The organism is Castellaniella sp. S9 (genome assembly GCF_027257175.1).
Taxonomy (GTDB): Bacteria; Pseudomonadota; Gammaproteobacteria; order Burkholderiales; family Burkholderiaceae_B; genus Castellaniella.
The window spans coordinates 24,563-44,040 of sequence record NZ_JAPFGD010000001.1; the positions used below are offsets into that span (position 1 = coordinate 24,563).

Here is a 19,478-nt window from a genome sequence, read left to right on the forward strand (position 1 = left end):
CGGAAGACGGACGCCTGGGGCACGAGCCCTCAATCCGGATAGCGGATTTCAAGCACATCCAGTTCGTCCAGCCCCGCCGGGGTCCGCAAGGCGACGGTGTCGCCCTCGCGAGCCTTGATGAGGGCGCGCGCGACCGGCGACACCCAGCTGATGCGCCCGGCCAGCGGCTCGGCCTCGTCCACGCCGACGATGGTGATCTCGAACTCCTCGCCCGCCTTGTCGCTGTACACCACGGTGGCGCCAAAGAACACCTGGTCCTTGTTGGGCTGCTGCGAGGGGTCGACCACCTCGGCGCGCTCCAGGCGCCGCGTGAGGAAGCGGATGCGCCGATCGATCTCGCGCAGGCGCTTCTTGCCGTACAGGTAGTCGCCGTTTTCCGAGCGGTCGCCGTTGGAGGCGGCCCAGGACACGGTCTGCACGACCTCGGGGCGCTCGACATTCATCAAATGCATCAGCTCGTCGTGCAGGGCGCGATGGCCCTGGACGGTCATGTAGTTCTTGACGCCCTCCGGCAAGGCCGGCGCATCGGGGATGTCGTCGTCGTCCGCATCCTCGGATTCCTTGACGAAGGCTTTGTTCATGGCATGCTCCTGAAGGGGGCCGGCGCCGGCCCCGCTCGTGTTCATATGACAAACGGCGCGACCAACGCCCGGGCTAGAGCCAGTCGTGCCAGACCGGGGTCAAGCGCTCGGGCAGGTCAGGCAAGGCCCCCAGGTCGGGGCGTCCGCGGGCCGGGCCGTGGAAATCGGAGCCGCGCGAGGCCTCGAAACCATAGTGCAGCGCGACCCGCTCGTATTCCGTGTATTGCCGGGGCGTATGGGAGCCGGACACCACCTCGATCCCGCGCCCGCCCAAGGCCTTGAACTGCTGGAACAGGGCATCGAACTGCAAGGGCGTATAGCGGTAGCGGCCGGGATGGGCGATCACCGCCTTGCCGCCGGCCGCCTGGATCCAGCCGACGGCCTCCTCCATCGAGGCCCATTGCACGGGCGCATAGGCGGGCCTGCCTTCGCCGAGGTAGCGGTCGAAGGCGTGCTGCATGTTCCGCACCTTGCCCTGCGCGTGCAGGTAGCGCGCGAAATGGGCGCGGCTGATCAGGTCCGGGTTCTGGGCCAGCGCCAGCGCGCCGTCATAGCAGTCGCCCAGCCCGCAGGCCTGCAGGCGATCGGCGATCTCGCGGGCGCGGGCAAAACGGCTGCGTCGCACCGCCGCCAGGCCCCGCCCCAGACCCGGGTGCGAGGCATCGATGTTCAGGCCGAGGATATGCACCGTGGCGGCGCAGAACGTCACTGACACCTCGACACCCGGCACGAAGCGCATGCCCAGGCGGGCGGCCGACTCGGCCGCCTGCGGCAGGCCGGAGAGCTCGTCGTGATCGCTCAGCGCCCACATGTCGACGCCGTTCGCGCAGGCGCGGGCGGCGACCTCATCGGGCGCCAGCAGGCCGTCGGACTGGCTGGAATGGCTGTGCAGGTCGATGTTGATGGTGGTCTCCCAGCCGCCGTCCCGCCGGGACGGGAAGACGGAAAATGCTCAGGCGAACAGAAAGTCCCGGATCGCGTCGACCTGGTCGGCCGTGCGCAGGGTGGGCGCATGGCCCACGCCCTCGAACTCGACCAGGCGCGCGCGTGGATTGCGCTCCAGCATGGCGCGTGCCACCTCGCGCGGCAACAGGTCGGACTGTGCGCCGCGCAGGATCAGCGCCTCGGCGGGCAGGTGCTCCCAGGCACCCCACAGCAGGGCCTCGGCGGCCTGGACAGCGGCCGGCGACTGCGGCGCAAAGGCCTGAGCGATCCGCAGGTCGTAGTGCTTGATCCAGTGGCCGTCCTGCTCGTTGAACACATGCCGGGTCAGCGCCTCCCAGCCGGCCTGGTCATGTGGGCCGAACCCGGCGGAAACGGTGCGCACGTAGTCGACGGCCTGCGCAAAGCTGTCGAGGCGCAGGGCCTGGCCCACGTAATCGCCGATGCGGCCCAAGCCGTCGGCATTGAGGGCCGGGCCGATGTCGTTCATCACCACGCGGCCCAGCGGGACGTCGGGCGCATCGCCCAGCCCCCAGGCGCCGCGCTGGGGACGCATGCCGGCCGACAGCGCCAGCGTGCCGGCCAGCCCCAGTCCGATCAAGCCGCCCATCGAGGTGCCCACCCAATCCAGCCGGGCCGGACGCAGGCGCGCGATCAGCATGAGCATGTCGGCGGCGTATTGCGGGACCGCGTAATGCGCCGGATCGATCAGCCAGTCGGACCGGCCGCGCCCCGCCACGTCCGGACACACCACCCGGTAGTGCGGCGCCAGCGCGCGGGCCAGGATGTCGAAATCCCGACCGGTGCGGGTCAGGCCATGCACGCACAGCAGCACGCGGTCATTGGCCGGATCGCCCCACTGCCAGTAGGCCATGCGGTGCGTGCCGGCCGGACTGACGCAGGTGACGTAGTCGAGGCGGGGTTCGGCGGAATCCTCAAGGGTGCTCATGGATAGTCTCGTCGTGGACATCCCTTGATTGTAGCGGCCCCGGGAGGCGCCGCGGCCCGGGGCGCCACGCCTCAGATGTGCAGAGCCCGCCCCAGCGCCCGCAACGCCGCCTCCTGGACCGCCTCGCCCAGCGTGGGATGGGCGTGTATGGTGCCGGCCACGTCCTCCAGGCACGCGGCCATCTCGAGGGACTGCGAGAACGCCGCCGAGAGCTCGGACACCGCCCGCCCGACCGCCTGCCAGCCGATGATCAGGTGGTTGTCGCGGCGGGCGACGACACGCACGAAACCGTCGCTGGATTCCAGCGTCATGGCGCGCCCGTTGGCGACGAACGGAAAGCTGCCCTCGATGGCGTCCACCCCCGCCTCGGCGGCCTGCCGGGGCGACAGGCCGGCGGTGACGATCTCGGGATCCGTGAAACATACGGCCGGGATGGCCGCCGGAATGAAATGCCGGGTATGTCCGGCAATCCGTTCAGCCACCATTTCCCCTTGCGCCATGGCGCGGTGCGCCAGCATGGGCTCGCCGGTGAGGTCGCCGATGGCCCACACGTTGCGCATCGAACTGCGGCACTGCGAATCGACGCGCACCGCCAGGCCGTCCATGTCCAGCATCAGGGCGCTGAGCCCGAAACCCCGGCTGCGCGGGCGGCGTCCCACAGCGACCAATACGCGATCGGCGGCCAGGATGCGCTCGCGGCCGTCCTGGCCCTGGATGCGCACGCCCTTGCCGTCGTCGGCCAGGCCCAGCAGCTGCGTGGCCAGATGAGTGCGCATGCCGAGGGCCTTGAGCGAGGCCGCCACCGGTTTTGAGAGTTCGGCATCGTAGGCCGGCAAAATCCGGTCCTGGGCTTCGATCACGTCGACCTCGACGCCCAGCTTGCGATAGACCGTCCCCAGTTCCAGGCCGATGTAGCCCGCGCCCACCACGGCGAGGCGCTCGGGCAGGTTCGCGGGCGCCAGGGCCTCGGTGGAGGACACCACCGGCCCGCCGAAGGGCATGAAAGGCAGCGCCGTGGGCTCGGACCCCGTGGCCAGCAGCAGGTGCTCGCAGCGGATGCGCTGGCTGCCGCCGTGCACGCCGTGGGCGGCCTCGAGCTCGACGTCGACGGTCTTGCCGTCCACGATGCGCGCCCAGCCCCGCACGACCGTGACCTTGTGCTTTTTGAGCAGTGCGCCGACCCCCGTGGTCAGGCGCTTGACGATGCCGTCCTTCCAGGCCATGCCGCGCGTCAGGTCCAGCGTCGGCGGCGATGCCTGGATGCCCAGCGGCGAATCACCGTCCGCCAGCGCCTGTGCCGCCTGGAACCGTTCGGCCAGGTGGATCAGCGCCTTGGATGGTATGCAGCCGATGTTCAGGCAGGTGCCGCCCAGGGCCGCGCCCTCGACCAGCACGGTGGGAATGCCCAGCTGGCCCGCCCGGATGGCGGCCACATAGCCGCCGGGGCCGCCGCCGATGATGAGCAATGTGGTGTTGGTTTGGGTCTGCATGCTTACTCCACGAACAACAGGGCCGGGCATTCCAGATGGCGCCGGATGCACTGGATGAACTCGGCGGCATGCATGCCGTCGACCACGCGGTGATCGAAGGACGAGGACAGGTTCATGAGCTTGCGCGCCGTCACGTGCCCCTCGACGAACACCGGCCGCTCGACCACGCGGTTGACGCCCACGATGGCCACCTCGGGGTGGTTGATCACCGGCGTAGACACGATTCCGCCGAGGGCGCCCAGGCTGGTCACGGTGATGGTCGAGCCGGTGAGTTCGTCGCGCGCGGCCTTGCCGCTGCGCGCGGCCTCGGACAGGCGCAGCACCTCGGCCGCGAAGGACCAGAGATCCAGGGTTTCGGCATGGCGCAACACCGGGACCATCAGGCCGGCGGGCGTTTGCGTCGCCACGCCCAGGTGCACCGCCCCGTACTGCGTGACCCGCCCCGCCTCGTCGTCATAGCGCGCATTCAGCTGGGGATACTCGCGCAGGGCCAGGACCATGGCCCGCCCGAGGAACGGCAGCAGCGTGAGCTTGCCGCGCGCGGCGGCGCACTGCTGGTTGAGGGTCTGGCGCAGCGCCTCGAGCTCGGTCACGTCGATTTCCTCGACGTAGGTGAAATGCGGGATGCGGCGCTTGGACTCCTGCATCTTCTGCGCGATCTTGCGCCGCAGGCCGACGACCGGAATCTGGGTTTCCTCGTCGTGCGCATCATAGAGCGATGCCGTGGTGCGGCCCGAGGTGTCGTTGCGGTCGCGCGCCAGCCACGCGTCCAGGTCGCCGTGCGTGATGCGGCCCGCCGGCCCGCTGCCGGGCACGTACTGCAGCGTGATGCCCAGGTCCCAGGCACGCCGCCGCACCGCCGGCGAGGCCAGGGGCTTTTGCCCCTCCGGGCGTGAAGGCGTGCGCATGGCGGCGCTGGGGCGTCCCGCCGCCTCGGGCAGGGCCGCGGCCTGCCGAGCCGACGTCCGATCATCGGCCGCGGCCGGCGCGTCGGCGGCAACGCCGTCGGTCGCCTCATCGGCCGCATCGCCGGTTCGATCCGGAGCCGCCGCGGCCCGCGCCTCGGGAAGGGCCGCGGCGCCGGCCCGCACGCCGGCCTTGGGCGCCGCAGCGGCGGCGTCCACATTTCCCTCGCCCTCGACTTCGAGGCGAATGAGCTCGGAGCCCACGGCCAGCACGTCGCCGACCTGCCCGCCCAGGGCGACCACCGTGCCGTGCACCGGGGATGGCACCTCGACTGTGGCCTTGTCGGTCATGACGTCGGCCAGCACCTGGTCCTCGACCACCGGGTCGCCCACCTTGACGTGCCATTCGGCCAGTTCGACCTCGGCAATCCCTTCGCCGATATCCGGCATCTTGATGACGAAAGTACCCATCATGCCTCCCGCACAGCACGCTTGAACGCCTCGGCGACTCGCTTGGGGCCCGGAAAATAAGCCCACTCATGCGAGTGCGGATACGGCGTGTCCCAGCCCGTGACGCGCTCGATCGGCGCCTCGAGGTGGTAGAAGCAATGTTCCTGCACCAAGGCGACCAGCTCCGCCCCGAAGCCGCTGGTGCGCGTGGCCTCGTGCAGCACGACACAGCGCCCGGTCTTGCGCACCGAGGCGAGGATGGTCTCGAGGTCCAGCGGCCAGATGCTGCGCAGATCGATGATGTCGGCCTCGATGCCGGCCTCGCGGGCCGCCACCTCGGCGACGTAGACCATGGTGCCGTAGGTGATGACGGTCAGTTCGCCGCCCTCGCGATACAGCGCCGCGCTGTCCAGGGGGACCGTGTAATAGCCCTCGGGCACATTGCCCTGGGGATGCTTGGACCAAGGCACGACCGGCTGGTCGTGATGGCCGTCGAAGGGCCCGTTGTACAGGCGCTTGGGCTCGAGGAAGATCACCGGATCGTCGTTCTCGATCGAGCTGATCAGCAGGCCCTTGGCATCGTAGGGATTGGACGGCATGACCGTGCGCAGGCCGGCGACGTGGGTGAACAGGGCCTCGGGGCTCTGGCTGTGGGTCTGGCCGCCGAAGATCCCGCCCCCGCAAGGCATACGGATGGTCAGGGGCGCGGTGTAGCCGCCGGCCGAACGGTAGCGCAGGCGCGCCGCCTCGGAAAAGATCTGGTCGGTGGCCGGGTAGAAATAATCGGCGAACTGGATCTCGACCACCGGTCGCAGGCCGTAGGCGCCCATGCCGATGGCCGCGCCGACGATGCCGCTCTCGGAGATCGGCGCATCGAACACGCGCGAACTGCCGTACTTGGCCTGCAGGCCCTCGGTGCAGCGGAACACGCCGCCGAAATAGCCGACGTCCTGGCCGAAGATCACGATGTCGTCGTCGCGCTCGAGCATGATGTCCATGGCCGAGCGCAGGGCCTGGATCATGGTCATCGGGCGCGTCTTGAGCTTGGTTTTTTCCGCCATGTCAGACTCCCAGTTGCTGGCGCTGGCGGCGCAGGTGCGCCGGCATGTCCTTGTAGACGTCCTCGAACATGGTGGCCACGCTGGAGGTCCGTCCGCTGGCCAGCGTGCCGTGGGACTCCGCCGCCTTCTGGGCGGCGACCACCTCGGCCTCGCAGGCCTTCTGGGTGGCCTGGTGCTCTTGTTCCGACCAGATGCCGCGCCGGATCATGTGCTGCTTGAGGCGGGTGATGGGATCGCCCAGCGGAAAGCGCGCCCAGTCGTCGGCGGGCCGGTATTTCGAGGGGTCGTCCGAGGTCGAATGCGGGCCGGCGCGGTAGCTGACCCATTCGATCAGGGTGGCGCCATGGTTGTTGCGGGCGCGGTCGGCCGCCCATTTCGAGGCCGCGTATACGGCCAGGAAATCATTGCCGTCCACCCGCAGCGAGGCCAGGCCCGTGCCGATGCCGCGCGCCGCCAGCGTGATGCCCTCGCCGCCGGCCACGCCCTGGAAGGTCGAGATCGCCCACTGGTTGTTGATGATGTTCAGGATCACCGGCGCGCGATACACGTGGGCGAAGGTCAGCGCCGTCTGGTAGTCGGATTCCGCCGTGGCGCCGTCGCCGATCCAGGCCGCGGCGATGCGGGTGTCGCCCTTGATCGCCGAGGCCATGGCCCAGCCCACGGCCTGCGGGAACTGCGTGGCCAGGTTGCCCGACAAGGTAAAGAATCCCATTTCCGGCACTGAGTACAGCACCGGCAGCTGGCGCCCCTTGAGGGGGTCCTTGTCGTTGGAAAAGATCTGGCACAGCATCTCGACCAGCGGATAGTCGCGCGCGATCAGCAGGCCCTGCTGGCGATAGGACGGAAAATGCATGTCGCCGTCGCGCATGGCCAGCACCTGGCCGATGCAGATCGCCTCCTCGCCCAGGCTTTGCATGTAGAACGAGGTCTTTTTCTGGCGTTGGGCGATCAGCACGCGGGCATCGAAGATCCGCGTCCTGATCATGGCCTGCAGCCCCTTGCGCAACAGCTCGTCGTCCGGCGGGTCCTCGGCCCAGGGCCCGACCGCCTCGTCGTGCTCGTCGAGCACGCGGATCAGACCCATGGCCAGGTCGCGGGTGTCGTAGGGCGGGACGTCGATGGGGGGTTTGGGCGCGGCGCCGGCCGGCTGCAGGCGCAGGTACGAGAAGTCGGTCGCGTGACCGGGACGGCCCGAGGGTTCGGGCACGTAGAATGCTAGCGGTTTTTGTCTCATGGTCGTAAAAATCTTTTGGATTTTTCACAGTTCCCCACCGGGGACCCAGCGTCGTCTTGTGGACGGCAAGCGCATCATCGCCGATCCCGCATCGTCGCGCAAGATGGCAAAGACCACTAGAAACCCCTGATCGGAGGGAACGGCGATCCAGCGGTTTTCCAGTGCAGCCGCCCGTCGTGCCAATACCGCCGCGACGACTCCAATGCACTGTACAACGATAGCGCCCCAGCCCGCGATTGGGCAAGGATCGCGCCGTCGCGGTCGGTGCGCCAGAGGCGCGTACCCGCGCGCGTCCACCGGGCCGCCACCGCAGGCGCGGGATGGCCGTGGCGATTCCAGGCGCCGGCCTGCACGATGACGTGGGCCGCAGCCAGGCGGTCGACCCAGGCCCGCGTGGACGAGGTGGCCGAGCCATGGTGCGCCGCCACCGCCACGTCCGCCGGCCCCAGGCCGCGCGCCAGCAACGCCGCCTCGGAACGGGCATCGACGTCGCCGGTCAGCAGCAGCGTATGGTGGGCGCCGCGCACCCGCAGCACGCAACTGGATGCGTTGGCGTCGGCGCGCCGCGCGCCGGCGGCCTCGTCCAATGGCCACAGGAATTCGAAGGACACCCCGTCCACCCGCCAGCTTGCGCCGTGCCGGCACGGCACCTCGGCCAAGGGCCCGGGCGGCGGCGCGGCGCCGAGCTTGCGCGCTTCGCGCGCGAGCCACGGGCTCAAGGGAAACGAGCTGTAGGACTGTTCCACCGGCAGCCCCGACAGCAGGCTGCGCACGCCGCCCGCGTGGTCCAGGTCGGCGTGCGACACCACCAGCACGTCCAGCCGCCGCACCCCTTGCGCCCGCAGGAAGGGCACCACGGTGCGCAAGCCCTCGTCCGAGCGCGCGCTGCGCCGCGCGCCGGCATCGAACACCAGCGTGCTGCGCGCCGTATGCAGCACCAGCGCACTGCCCTGCCCGACATCCAGCGCATGCAGCGTCCAGTCGCCCTCGGCGGGCCGCGCCGGCACCCAGAACAGCAGCGGCAGCATCGCCAGCCAGCCCAGGCGGCGATGGCGCCAGCCGGCCGGCCACAAGGCCAGGATCACCCCGGCGCAGGCCAGCAGGTTCAACGCCACAGGCGCGGCCGCCACCGGCCAGTGCGCCGCGGGCAGGCCGCCCAGCCACTCGGTGGGCCGCATCATGGCCGCCAGCGCCTCATGCCCCACAGCGGCGATGGACTGCGACAGCCAGGCGCCGCCGGGCACCAGGGCGCAGGCCGCCGCCAGCAGCGACAGCGGCGTGACCACCCAGCCGATCAGGGGGATCGCATACGCATTGGCCAGGGGCGACACCACCGAGACCTCGTGGAACAGCCACGCCAACGGCGGCATGAGGGCCAGGGTGACCGCCATCTGGGCGCGCACCGCCAGCGACAAGGCGTGGCGCAGCCGCTGCGCCATCGCCGGCTGCGGGAATCCGCCACCCGCCGTGCCTGAGACATCCCCGGAGTCCGCCGCAACCGCCGCATCGGCCGACGCCCGGGCCGACACCGCCAGCAGCACGGCGACCGCGCCGAAGGACAACCAGAATCCGCTGGCCAGCACCGCCCAGGGATCGAGGGTCAGCACCGCCACCGCCGCCGCGGCCAGAATGCGGGAGCCTCCCAGGCGCAGGCGCAGGACGTGGCTGCCTGCCACGACCGCCAGCATCATGAAGGTGCGCCGCGCCGGCACCCCCCAGCCGGCCAACAGGCAATACAGCCACGCCACGGCGAGCGCGGCCCAGGCCGCCGCGATCTGCGCCGGCAGATATTCGGCCAGCGCCTTGCCGCGCCAGCGCAGGCGCCGCCACGCGGCGTACGCCGCCAGCCCGCCAAAGGCGGCGATCATGGTGATGTGCGAGCCGCTGATCGACACGAGGTGGGTGATGCCGGTGCGATTGAAGGTGCGCCAGTCGCCGTCGTCCACGCCATCCTGGTCGCCGATCGCCAAGGCCAGCAGCACCGGCCCGTAGCGCATGCCGCCCAGTGTCGCTTGCAGCGCCTCGCGCACCGCATGGCGCGCGCGTTGGGCAAGGACCTCGAGGCTGGTCCATGGATCATCACGCAGTAATTGCGGCGTGCCGCGCACAGTGCCCGTGGCGCGGATCCCATGCGCAAAGGCATGGCGCTCGGTGTCGAAGGCATGCGGATTGAGGGCGCCATGCACCGGCCGCGTGACCAGCGCCATGCGCCAGACCTGGCCGGGGGCCAGCAGCGGAAAGGCGGGCGTCGGTTCGGCGGGCGGCGCATAGGGCCCGCGCCACCCGGGCGCGCCCCAGGTGACGAGGATCCGCCGCGGCACGCCCCCGGGACGCGCCGACAGCACCTCGGCCTCGAAGCGGCGGCGATCCGGATCCAGGCGCGGCAAACCGACGATGCGCAGGTCCACCCGCGTCACGCGATCGACGTTGATGTCGGCCAGGGCGTCGGCCAGCCGATGCTGCGCCAGGGCGACCGTCCAGGCAAAGCCGCCGCAGGCCGCAAGCCACACCAGGGCGCCGCCCGCCGCATGCGCGGCCAGGACCACGCCCGCCCTGCCGGGCAAGCCGCCGCGCCGGCGGTGCACCTGCGCCGCCGCCAGCCACACCCCCGCCGCCGGCACGGCCGCAAGGATCGCCCAGGCAGGGTTCGGCAGATCGGCCAGCCCATGCGCCGCCGTCACGCCGCCGACGAAACCCAATGCGGCCAGCCGGCCGATCATGTACCCTCCCCCGCGCACCGGTCCGTCGATGCCACCGAGACGCCGGACACGGCGTCGATCCACGGCACCGTGGCGCGCATGCAAAGGGTTTCAGCGTAGCGCTCGCGGCGCCACCCGGGGCGCCCATCGGGACACCGGCGGCACTTCGGATTGCACGGGGTTCGGGCCGGCGCCCAAGGCCGGCCCATGGCGGGGGTCGCGAACGCGGCCCCCGCGAGACGGCTAGGCTTCGCTCATGCCGGCGGCGGGTTCAGGCGCCGCGCCCGCCCGCACTGTGTCCTCGATGCGCCGGCCCACGTCGGCATCGATATTTTTCCAGTACTCGAACGCGCGTTCCAGCACGGGGCTGCGCACGCCGCCCAGCAGACTGCCCGCGACGGTTTCCACCAGGCGGTCGCGCTGCGCGTCGTCGAACACCTCGCGCACCAGCGTGCCGGGCTGGCCGAAGTCGTCATCCTCGGCATGCAGGGTGTAGGCGCTGCGCACCATCTCGGTGTCGGTTTCCCAGCCGTCCTCGACCTTGCCGGTGTGGTCGGCCCAGGCGCGTCCCTGCGAATTCGGGGCATAGACGGGCTGGCTGCCGCTGTGCTCGTAGGCCATGTGTCCGTCGAACATATACGTGTTGACCGGGACCTTGGGCCGGTTGACCGGCAACTGGTGGAAGTTCGTGCCGATGCGGTTGCGCTGGGCATCGTTGTAGGCAAAGGCGCGGCCCAGCAGCATCTTGTCGGGCGACAGGCCGATGCCGGGCACCGTGTTGCCCGGCGAGAACGCGGCCTGCTCGATCTGGGCAAAGAAATTCTCGGGGTTGCGATCGAGCGTCATCGTGCCGACCTCGATCAGCGGATAGTCCTTGTGCGACCAGGTCTTGGTCAGGTCGAAGGGATTGAAGCGATACGCCTTGGCCTCGTCGTACGGCATGATCTGCACGGACAGCGTCCAGCTGGGATGCTCGCCCCGGGCAATGGCCTCGAACAGGTCCCTGCGGTGATAATCGGCGTCCAGGCCCGCCATGTCCTTGGCCTGCTGGTTGCTGAAGAATTCCATGCCCTGCCGGGTGTGGAAATGGTATTTGACGAAGAAGCGCTCGCCCTGGGCGTTGATCCACATGTAGGTGTGCGAGCCGTAGCCGTTCATGTGCCGCCAGGTGCGCGGCAGACCGCGGTCGCCCATCACGTACGTCACCTGGTGGGCGGATTCCGGATTGCTGGTCCAGAAGTCCCACTGCATGTGATTGTCGCGCAGGCCCGAATCGGGCAGGCGTTTCTGGCTGCGGATGAAGTGCGGGAACTTCATCGGGTCGCGCAGAAAAAAGATCGGCGTGTTGTTGCCCACCAGGTCGTAATTGCCCTCGGTGGTATAGAACTTCAATGAAAAGCCGCGCACGTCGCGCCAGGTGTCGGGGCTGCCGGCCTCGCCCGCCACGGTGGAAAAGCGCGCCAGCATCTCGGTCGTACAGCCCTTCTGGAACAACGCGGCCTTGGTGTAGGCCGAGACGTCGGCCGTGGTCTGGAATGTGCCGAATGCGCCGGCGCCCTTGGCATGCGGCTGGCGCTCGGGCACTTTTTCGCGGTTGAAGTGCGCCATCTGCTCGAGAAAGTGCACGTCGTGAAGCAATATGGGCCCGTTCGGGCCCACCGTCAGGGAATTCCGGTCGCTGGGTGCGGGCGCCCCGGAGCCGGTGGTCGAGCCAATGGCATCAGTGTCTTTCGGTCGATTCATATCTTGCTCCTTCCGTCAAAACGTCAACGAACAAGCCCGCCGGCGGCGGGTCGGACGAAGACCACTATACAGGCCGGCCGCCCTCGGCAGAAGCCCCCGCGGCGCGCCTCGCGCGGGATGCCTGGATTCAGCCGAGGCCGCGGGTGAGGGCCACGCCGCGGTCCAGCCTTTCCAGGATGGCGGCGCGCATCGATTCGGGCGCGGTCTCGAGGATGGCCGGCCAGCGATCCTGCGCGGCGCGGACGGTGGCCTTGGCCACCTGCAGGAGGCGCGCGGCCCTGGGGACCCGCGCAAGTTCGAGCAAGCGGGCCAGGTCCGCCCAATCAAAGGTCCTGAGGCGCGCATCGATGGCACGATTGACCGCATAGTCCGTCGGCCCCACGCGATCGAACAAGGCGGTCACGCAGACCGGATCGTACAAGGGCGCGAGGACGGGCTCGGCGGCGTCCGGATAACGCACGGCCCAGTTCTTGAGGTGCGCATCGGTGTTCCCCATGAGGACGAAGGCCACGAAGCGGCCGACGAATTCCTGCGCATCGCGCGCGGGGTCGGCCGAAAACCGGTCGATGATGCGCAGCATCGCCGGATAGTCCTCGAAAATCCCCTTGCCGTACTTGTGCCGCGGCTCGTAGCCGAGGATCTGGTTGAATTCCTCCATGTGGATGCGCCGCCCGTCCGGGCCGCGATCGAAGCGCCGCACGACGAGGACGTCCTCGAAAGGCAGATCCTCGGGCAGGTCGGCATCGCGCCGGCCGATGAGTTCCGCGTGCGCGCAATCCAGACCCAGGGCGCCAGCCAGCTGGTAGGCCGCGTATTCGTTGGCCACCAGGTCGGGATGCCGGATCGAGGGCAGTTTCAGGATGTAGGCGCCCGCCGCGCCTCGGCGGCGCACGACGTAGCGGCGCCCCTCCCGGACGGCGGAAAATTTGGTGACCACGCCGGGAATCGAGGCGGCATCCTCGACCGGGGACTCGACGAATCCTGGCTCGAGCACGTCCAATCCCATGACCGTGTGCCACACGCGTACCGCGTCGGGAATGCCTTCGTCCGGTGGCACGGGTTCGACCTCGAGCGCGCCCATGAGGTCATGGCCGGCGGCGGCCAGCAGCTCGAATTCGTCCTCGGGGGCACAGCCCCGCGCGCGGGCGAGGCGCTCGCGGTTGTGGCCCTCGGGCAGCAGGTTCTGGAAGAACGCCGGCCACTTGCCATCGGCCCGCGTCAGCCGCGCATCGCGGATCGCGGTCAGGATGGCGCGCGTGGCGGCCTCGTCGGTGCCCCGATAACTGAGCGACACGGTCGGACGCCCAGGGTCCTCGACATAATCGGGATCGAACGAGACCCGCAAGATGTCCCCATAGCGCGACAAATGGCCGATCGCCCGCCGGCGTCCGTCCGGACAATGGAAGTACAGCCGCAAATAGTGGATGGCGGTATCCATCAGGCGTCCCGCCCAAGCACCTCGTCGACCGCCGAACCGGGCGCCCCCACGCCGGGGGGCTGGCCCAGCAGGCGGCCGCCCGACTGGACGAATTGCTGCACGTCCCGGCGGATGGCCGAAGGCACAAGCATCAATTCCATGCCCATCGCGCGCGCCATGACTGCGAGCGTCGACAGCCGGGGATCCGTCGCGCCGGATTCCGCCTTCTGGACGGCCATGCGGCTGAGGCCCGCCCGGTCTGCGAGCTGTTCCTGGCTCAGGCCGAGATGGCGCCGTGCCGAAGCCAGTTGCCTGGGGAGAGTGATCATCATGAATATCTAACTGGACGAAAAGATAATTTATATTATCAAAATCCGGACAGAAATACCACCCTAAAGATAACTATAATTATCTTTAAGCAAACAAAGATAATTATAGTTATCTAAAGAGGGGATCTTCATTCATGTCGATGGAGCCGGCTTGGTGCCCCGCTCAGGCCGCCAGGCGCGGCAGCACGCGGCAAGCGTTCCGATGGCAGGCGGCGACGGCGTCTTCGACTGCGATGCCGCGCAGGGCGGCCAGCGTCCGCGCGACGCCCGCGACCTCGGCCGGCTCGTTGCGCCGCGCCGAGAGCGGATCATCAGGGTCGCGCCCCAGCCACGCGGGCGGGATGTCGGGCGCATCGGTCTCCAGGACGAGGGCGTCCATGGGCAGCTGCGCGGCCAGGCGGCGGATCTGCAGAGCGCGCTCGAAAGTCATGGCTCCGCCGAACCCCAGGGCGCAGCCTTGATCGATGAACTGGCCGGCCTGCTGGAAACTGCCGTTGAAGGCGTGCGCAATGCCGCCGATCGACGGGCGCCGCCGCAGTTGCTTGAGGATCTCGTCCTGCGACCGGCGTACGTGCAGCAGCACGGGCAAGCCATGGCGCCGCGCCAGATCGAGCTGCGCCTGATAAAAATGGTCCTGGCGCAGCCGGGCGTCCGACTCGCGCAAGGCGGGCACGAAAAAGTCCAGGCCGATCTCGCCGATCGCCACGAAGCGCGGATCGTTCAGCGCCCGCTCGACCGCCGCCGACAGGGCCTCCAGGTCGGCGTCCGAGGCGTCCGGCGTGGCGATGGGGTGGATGCCCAGGGCATAGGCGCCGCCTTCGATGCGGTGTGCCAGGTCGCGCACCGCCTGGAAATTTCCGCGCGAAACCGCGGGGATGACGATGCCGGTCACGCCGGCCGCCTGCGCACGGGCAAGCACGTGTTCCCGGTCGGCATCGAACTCCCGGGCGTCCAGATGGCAGTGCGTATCGATCAGCATGAGTCCTCCACGGTGTCGGCGGCCCCGCCCCGTCCGCCGGAGAGCCGTCCGGCTAGACGTCCGCCAGCCGACCCTGGTCCATGGACAGGCGGCGATGGGCCAAGGCGGCCAGCGCCGGATCATGGGTGACGATGATGAAAGCGGTGCCCAGGTCACGATTGATGTCGCGCAGCAGCACGAACATGGAATCGGCGGTGCTGCGGTCCAGATTGCCCGTGGGCTCGTCGGCCAGCACGCAGGCCGGACGGGTCACCAAGGCGCGGGCCAGCGCGACGCGTTGGCGCTCGCCGCCGGACAGCTGGCCCGGAAAATGACCGATGCGGGCCGCCAGGCCGACCTGCTCCAGCATGGCACGTGCCTGCTCGCGGGCCTGCGCCCGCGATTCGCGGCGCACGATGAGCGGCATGGCGACATTGTCCAGCGCAGTGAATTCCGGCAGCAGATGATGGAACTGGTAGACGAAGCCCAGATGCCGGTTGCGCATCCGGCTGCGCTCACGCTCGGACAGGCCGGCGGTGTCGCGGCCCTCGATCACGACCCGTCCGGCGTCCGGCAGGTCCAGCAGGCCCAGCACGTGCAGCAAGGTGCTCTTGCCCGAGCCCGATGCGCCGACGATGGCCACCATCTCGTGGTGATCGACGTGCAGGCTCACGCCGCGCAGCACCTCGACCCGTCCGGTGCCTTCGTCATAGGTCTTGGCCAGGTCGCGGGCCATGAGCACCGGCGTGTTCGGCGCATTCGCGCCGCCGGTCGCGGACGGGTTCAGGGACTCAGTCATGGCGCAATACCCGTGCAGGCTGCAGACGCGAGGCGCGCCAGCTGGGATACAAGGTGGCCAGCAGGGACAGCACCAGCGAGGTCGCGCCCACCGCGATGATGTCGCTGGCCTGCGGATTGGAGGGCAGCTCGCTGATGAAGTAGATCTGCTGCGGCAGGAACTGCACGCTGAACAAGCGTTCGATGAAGGGCACGATGACGTCGATGTTGTACGCTGTGAGGGTGCCCAGCAGCACCCCGGCGGCGGTCCCCGCCACCCCGATCAGCGCCCCCTGCACCAGGAAGATCCGCGCGATCTCGCGCGGCGTGGCCCCCAGCGTGCGCAGGATGGCGATGTCCGAGCGCTTGTCCTTGACGGCCATGACCAGCGAGGACAACAGGTTGAAGGCGGCCACCGCGACGATCAGCGCGAGAATGAGGAACATCATTCGCTTTTCGGTCTTGACGGCCGCGAACCAGGTGCGGTTGTTCTGGGTCCAGTCCTGCGCGCGCGTGCCCGGGGGCAGGCCGCCGAGCAGATCGCGGGCGACCTGCGGCGCGCGCTGCATGTCGGCGATGCGCAGACGCACGCCGGCCACGCCGCTGTCGCGGAAGACGCGCGCCGCGTCCTGGACATCGATGAAGGCGAGCGACGCGTCGTATTCGTAATAGCCGGTGGAAAAAATGCCCGATACCGTGAAGCGCCGCATGCGCGGCGAAAAGCCCGCGGGCGAGATCGAGCCCTGCGGCGCCAGCACCAGCACCGTGCCGCCCACGTCCAGGCCCAGCGACTGGGCCAGCTGATTGCCGATGATGATGTTGAAGGCGCCCGGTGCCAGGTCGCCAAGGGACCCGATGACCATCTGTCCGGCCAGGTCCGATACCTTCGGCTCCACGGCCGGATCGATCCCGCGGACCTGCACGCCCGAGAGCGCCTGGCCGCGCGCGAGCATCGCCTGCGCCGCCACGAAGGGGGCCGCGCCGCGCACCTCGGCATTGGCCTCGGCGCGCTGCGCCAACCCCTGCCAGTGCTCGAGGACCTCCTGGTGATCGGCGCCGGGGACATACAATTCGATATGCGGCAGGACGGACAGCATCCGGTCGCGCACCTGGGTCTGGAATCCGTTCATCACCGACAGCACGATGATCAACGCAGCCACGCCCAGGGCGATGCCGGCCATCGAGCTGGCCGCGACGAAGGACACGAAGCGATCGCCCCGGCGCCCGCCCCGCCCGCCTCTGGACAGCCCGGCATAGCGGGCGCCTATCCACCATTCATATGACATTTTCGTCGGCATACCCGATTGACTCTACAATTCCAGAATGCACATCGTACTCCCCGGTGCGCTGCCCGATCCCGGCGCGGCGACTGAACTGGCATCGCGCCTGGCGGACACCGCGCCCACCCTGGCGCGCTGGTTTGCGCGCGCCCGCGCCGACATCCTGGCGAGCCATGCCGCCGACACGCGCTGCACCCCGCTGGAACACTGGCTGCTCGAGGCCCGCGGATTCCGGGCGGGACCAGCCCAGCATCTTAGCGCAGGACTGGGCCCGCTGCGCGCACCGGACCTGGCCGACGACGGGCCGGTCTGGCTGGCCGAGCTCACCCACATGGCCCCCTCGCGCGACGGCGCGGCACTGCTGACGGCCAACACCCTGGACATCACCGACGCCCACTCACAGGCCCTGTTCGAGGCGGCGCAAGAGGCGTTCGAGGATGCCGGCCTGGCAATGGACTACTGTGCGCCCGCCCTGTGGCGGGTGCGTTGGCCCGAGCCTATCGCCCTGTCCTGTGCCAGCCCCGCACTGGTCGCGGCCAGCTCGGTCAACGATTGGTGGCCGCAGGAAACCGCCGCGCGGCCCTGGCGGCGCCTGGTCAATACGCTGCAGATGCTGTGGCACGAGCATCCGGTCAACCAGGACCGTGCGCGTGCCGGCCTGGCGCCCATCAACAGCCTGTGGCTATACGGCGGCGCGCGCGCCGGGCAGCTCGCACGACCCCTGCCGGACGATACGCGCATCCACGATGCCCTGTACGCCCCGGCCCTGGCCCAGGACTGGGGCGGCTGGCTGGCGGCCCTGGCGCACCTCGAGGCCGAGGTCTTCGCCCCGCTGGCGGAGCACCGGCCCACGCTGGTGCTGACCGGCCGGGAACGTATCGTCACCCTCGCCGCGCGCACCGGCTGGCTCGCGCGGCTGCGCAAGGACGACTGGAGATCCTGGTGGTCGAACCCCTGATCCAGGCGCGCCGCGCCGACCCGGCACTCATCGACGCCTTCGTCCGCCAGGGCGCCCACCCGCTGATGGCCCGCCTCTGGGCGGCCCGCGGCCTGGATGGCCCGGCGGCGCTGGCCACGGGCTGGGGCGCCATGATCCCGCCGGCGCGCCTCACGCATGCGCGTCGGGCCGCGGAACTCTTGGCCGAGGCGATCACGCGCCGGGACCGCATCCTGATCGTGGCGGATTACGATTGCGACGGCGCCACCGCCTGCGCGGTCGCGATGCGTGGCCTGAGCGCCATGGGGGCTCACGTCGATTTCCTGGTGCCGAATCGCTTCGAGACCGGCTACGGCTTGTCGCCCGCCGTCGTGGATCTCGCCTGCGCGCACCCGGGCGGCAAACCCGACCTGCTGGTGACCGTGGACAACGGCATCGCCAGCCTCGACGGCGTGGCCGCGGCGCGCGCCGCCGGCATGGAGGTGATCGTGACCGACCACCACCTGCCGGGCGAGGCCCTGCCCGAGGCGCTGGCCATCGTCAATCCCAACCAGTCGGGCTGCGATTTTCCGTCCAAGCACCTGGCCGGCGTAGGCGTGGTGTTCTATGTGCTGCTGGCGCTGCGCGCGGTGTTGCGCGAGCGCGGCATCCTGGCGGCGGACGCGGGCCCCCGGCTGGAACAGCTCGCCGACCTGCTGGCGCTGGGCACTGTGGCCGACGTGGTGCGCCTGGACGCCAATAACCGCCTGCTGGTGTCCCAGGGGCTCAAGCGCATCCGCGACGGCCGGATGCAGGCGGGGATCCGTGCCCTGTTCGCGGTCTCGGGACGCGAGGCGCGCAAAGCCACCGCCCAGGACCTGGGATTTTTCCTCGGCCCGCGCATCAACGCCGCCGGCCGGCTCGCCGACATGAGCCTGGGCATCCGCTGCCTGCTGGAGGACGACGAGGGCCGCGCCATGGATCTGGCCCGGGAACTCGAGGACATGAACAGCCGGCGCCGCGAACTGGAATCGGCGATGCGGGAACAGGCCATCGCCAGCATCGACGCCGAGGCCCAGGCGCGCGCGGCCAGCGTCTGCGTCTACCAGCAGGGCTGGCATCAGGGCGTCATCGGCCTGGTCGCCTCGCGCCTGAAGGAAACCTATGGACGCCCCGCCCTGGCCTTCGCGCCGGCCGGAGGGGACGAGCTGCGCGGCTCGGGCCGCTCGATTCCCGAAGTGCATCTGCGCGACGCGCTGGACCTAGTGTCCAAGCGCCTGCCCCAGGCCATCGTCAAATTCGGCGGGCACGCCATGGCCGCCGGCCTGACATTGCGCGCCGGCGCCTATCCGGATTTCATCGAGCACTTCGACCAAGCCGTGCGGCTGCTGAGCGGCCGCGAGGCGTTCGAGCCCCGGATCGACACCGACGGTTCGCTGGAGTCCGGTTATCTGAACGCCGAGATCGCCGGCATGCTGCAGACCCAGGTCTGGGGCGCGGGCTTTCCGGCACCGGTATTCCACGACACCTTCCGCGTCGTCCACCAACGCCTGCTCAAGGACAAGCACCTGAAGCTCTACCTCGAGCGCGGCGCACAGCGCATCGATGCGATCTGGTTCAACCGCAACGTGCCGCTGCCCGAACACATCGAGGCGGCCTATCGCCTGGACCGCAACGAATGGGGCGGCCGCGTCGATGCGCAACTGCTGATCGAACACGCCCGCGGCGCGTAGCGGTCGTCCTGAAT

Annotated in this window: 16 protein-coding genes; 2 read left to right on the forward strand and 14 right to left on the reverse strand. The window is 69.6% G+C overall.

Annotation, left to right across the window (positions count from 1 at the left end; genetic code table 11):
* Positions 1-29: 29 nt before the first annotated feature.
* The 14 genes from greB to OOZ48_RS00205 form a co-directional block, all read right to left on the reverse strand.
* Positions 30-581 carry a transcription elongation factor GreB gene (gene greB, locus OOZ48_RS00140; protein WP_269494009.1) on the reverse strand — a complete coding sequence of 184 codons (552 nt, stop codon included), beginning with the start codon at positions 579-581 and terminating at the stop codon, positions 30-32.
* Between the two features lie 73 nt (positions 582-654).
* The gene (locus OOZ48_RS00145) at positions 655-1,485 is read right to left on the reverse strand and encodes a PHP domain-containing protein (protein ID WP_269495374.1); all 831 of its coding nucleotides are present in this window, start codon (positions 1,483-1,485) and stop codon (positions 655-657) included.
* Between the two features lie 48 nt (positions 1,486-1,533).
* Complete coding sequence (locus OOZ48_RS00150) at positions 1,534-2,472, reverse strand: alpha/beta fold hydrolase (protein ID WP_269494012.1); 939 nt, start codon at positions 2,470-2,472, stop codon at positions 1,534-1,536.
* A gap of 71 nt (positions 2,473-2,543) precedes the next feature.
* Positions 2,544-3,962 (reverse strand): dihydrolipoyl dehydrogenase, encoded by a 1,419-nt coding sequence (gene lpdA / locus OOZ48_RS00155; protein ID WP_269494015.1) that lies wholly within the window; start codon positions 3,960-3,962, stop codon positions 2,544-2,546.
* 2 nt (positions 3,963-3,964) lie between these two features.
* Positions 3,965-5,338 (reverse strand): dihydrolipoamide acetyltransferase family protein, encoded by a 1,374-nt coding sequence (locus tag OOZ48_RS00160; RefSeq protein WP_269495375.1) that lies wholly within the window; start codon positions 5,336-5,338, stop codon positions 3,965-3,967.
* Positions 5,338-6,378, reverse strand: a complete 1,041-nt coding sequence (locus OOZ48_RS00165; RefSeq protein WP_269494018.1) for an alpha-ketoacid dehydrogenase subunit beta — start codon at positions 6,376-6,378, stop codon at positions 5,338-5,340. Before OOZ48_RS00165 ends, OOZ48_RS00160 begins: the two co-directional genes overlap by 1 nt.
* Before the next feature lies 1 nt (position 6,379).
* Positions 6,380-7,612, reverse strand: coding sequence for a 3-methyl-2-oxobutanoate dehydrogenase (2-methylpropanoyl-transferring) subunit alpha (locus tag OOZ48_RS00170; RefSeq protein WP_269494020.1), 1,233 nt, complete (start codon positions 7,610-7,612; stop codon positions 6,380-6,382).
* A 116-nt stretch (positions 7,613-7,728) separates the two neighbouring features.
* Positions 7,729-10,332: a DNA internalization-related competence protein ComEC/Rec2 gene (locus OOZ48_RS00175; protein WP_269494023.1), complete on the reverse strand. Its 2,604-nt coding sequence runs from the start codon at positions 10,330-10,332 to the stop codon at positions 7,729-7,731.
* Between the two features lie 222 nt (positions 10,333-10,554).
* Positions 10,555-12,054, reverse strand: coding sequence for a catalase (locus tag OOZ48_RS00180; RefSeq protein WP_269494026.1), 1,500 nt, complete (start codon positions 12,052-12,054; stop codon positions 10,555-10,557).
* A 127-nt stretch (positions 12,055-12,181) separates the two neighbouring features.
* Positions 12,182-13,492 (reverse strand): type II toxin-antitoxin system HipA family toxin, encoded by a 1,311-nt coding sequence (locus OOZ48_RS00185; RefSeq protein WP_269494029.1) that lies wholly within the window; start codon positions 13,490-13,492, stop codon positions 12,182-12,184.
* Positions 13,492-13,803, reverse strand: a complete 312-nt coding sequence (locus tag OOZ48_RS00190; RefSeq protein ID WP_269494031.1) for a helix-turn-helix domain-containing protein — start codon at positions 13,801-13,803, stop codon at positions 13,492-13,494. The genes OOZ48_RS00185 and OOZ48_RS00190 overlap by 1 nt, the downstream gene beginning before the upstream one ends.
* Before the next feature lie 160 nt (positions 13,804-13,963).
* Positions 13,964-14,779: a TatD family hydrolase gene (locus OOZ48_RS00195; RefSeq protein ID WP_269494034.1), complete on the reverse strand. Its 816-nt coding sequence runs from the start codon at positions 14,777-14,779 to the stop codon at positions 13,964-13,966.
* A gap of 52 nt (positions 14,780-14,831) precedes the next feature.
* Positions 14,832-15,557 (reverse strand): ABC transporter ATP-binding protein, encoded by a 726-nt coding sequence (locus OOZ48_RS00200; RefSeq protein ID WP_269494037.1) that lies wholly within the window; start codon positions 15,555-15,557, stop codon positions 14,832-14,834.
* The gene (locus OOZ48_RS00205) at positions 15,550-16,821 is read right to left on the reverse strand and encodes a lipoprotein-releasing ABC transporter permease subunit (RefSeq protein ID WP_269494039.1); all 1,272 of its coding nucleotides are present in this window, start codon (positions 16,819-16,821) and stop codon (positions 15,550-15,552) included. The genes OOZ48_RS00200 and OOZ48_RS00205 overlap by 8 nt, the downstream gene beginning before the upstream one ends.
* A 37-nt stretch (positions 16,822-16,858) precedes the next feature.
* Here OOZ48_RS00205 and OOZ48_RS00210 point away from each other — a divergent pair, with 37 nt between their 5' ends.
* Positions 16,859-17,773 (forward strand): hypothetical protein, encoded by a 915-nt coding sequence (locus OOZ48_RS00210; RefSeq protein WP_269494042.1) that lies wholly within the window; start codon positions 16,859-16,861, stop codon positions 17,771-17,773.
* Positions 17,758-19,464 (forward strand): single-stranded-DNA-specific exonuclease RecJ, encoded by a 1,707-nt coding sequence (gene recJ, locus OOZ48_RS00215; RefSeq protein ID WP_269494046.1) that lies wholly within the window; start codon positions 17,758-17,760, stop codon positions 19,462-19,464. The genes OOZ48_RS00210 and recJ overlap by 16 nt, the downstream gene beginning before the upstream one ends.
* Positions 19,465-19,478 lie beyond the last annotated feature (14 nt).

Excerpts from the sequence above, each read along its gene's own strand:
- greB (WP_269494009.1), bottom strand. The coding sequence starts at position 581 with ATGAACAAAGCCTTCGTCAAGGAATCCGAGGATGCGGACGACGACGAC.
- OOZ48_RS00150 (WP_269494012.1), bottom strand. The coding sequence starts at position 2,472 with ATGAGCACCCTTGAGGATTCCGCCGAACCCCGCCTCGACTACGTCACC.
- lpdA (WP_269494015.1), bottom strand. The coding sequence starts at position 3,962 with ATGCAGACCCAAACCAACACCACATTGCTCATCATCGGCGGCGGCCCC.
- OOZ48_RS00160 (WP_269495375.1), bottom strand. The coding sequence starts at position 5,338 with ATGGGTACTTTCGTCATCAAGATGCCGGATATCGGCGAAGGGATTGCC.
- OOZ48_RS00165 (WP_269494018.1), bottom strand. The coding sequence starts at position 6,378 with ATGGCGGAAAAAACCAAGCTCAAGACGCGCCCGATGACCATGATCCAG.
- OOZ48_RS00170 (WP_269494020.1), bottom strand. The coding sequence starts at position 7,612 with ATGAGACAAAAACCGCTAGCATTCTACGTGCCCGAACCCTCGGGCCGT.
- OOZ48_RS00175 (WP_269494023.1), bottom strand. The coding sequence starts at position 10,332 with ATGATCGGCCGGCTGGCCGCATTGGGTTTCGTCGGCGGCGTGACGGCG.
- OOZ48_RS00180 (WP_269494026.1), bottom strand. The coding sequence starts at position 12,054 with ATGAATCGACCGAAAGACACTGATGCCATTGGCTCGACCACCGGCTCC.
- OOZ48_RS00185 (WP_269494029.1), bottom strand. The coding sequence starts at position 13,492 with ATGGATACCGCCATCCACTATTTGCGGCTGTACTTCCATTGTCCGGAC.
- OOZ48_RS00190 (WP_269494031.1), bottom strand. The coding sequence starts at position 13,803 with ATGATGATCACTCTCCCCAGGCAACTGGCTTCGGCACGGCGCCATCTC.
- OOZ48_RS00195 (WP_269494034.1), bottom strand. The coding sequence starts at position 14,779 with ATGCTGATCGATACGCACTGCCATCTGGACGCCCGGGAGTTCGATGCC.
- OOZ48_RS00200 (WP_269494037.1), bottom strand. The coding sequence starts at position 15,557 with ATGACTGAGTCCCTGAACCCGTCCGCGACCGGCGGCGCGAATGCGCCG.
- OOZ48_RS00205 (WP_269494039.1), bottom strand. The coding sequence starts at position 16,821 with ATGTCATATGAATGGTGGATAGGCGCCCGCTATGCCGGGCTGTCCAGA.
- OOZ48_RS00210 (WP_269494042.1), top strand. The coding sequence starts at position 16,859 with ATGCACATCGTACTCCCCGGTGCGCTGCCCGATCCCGGCGCGGCGACT.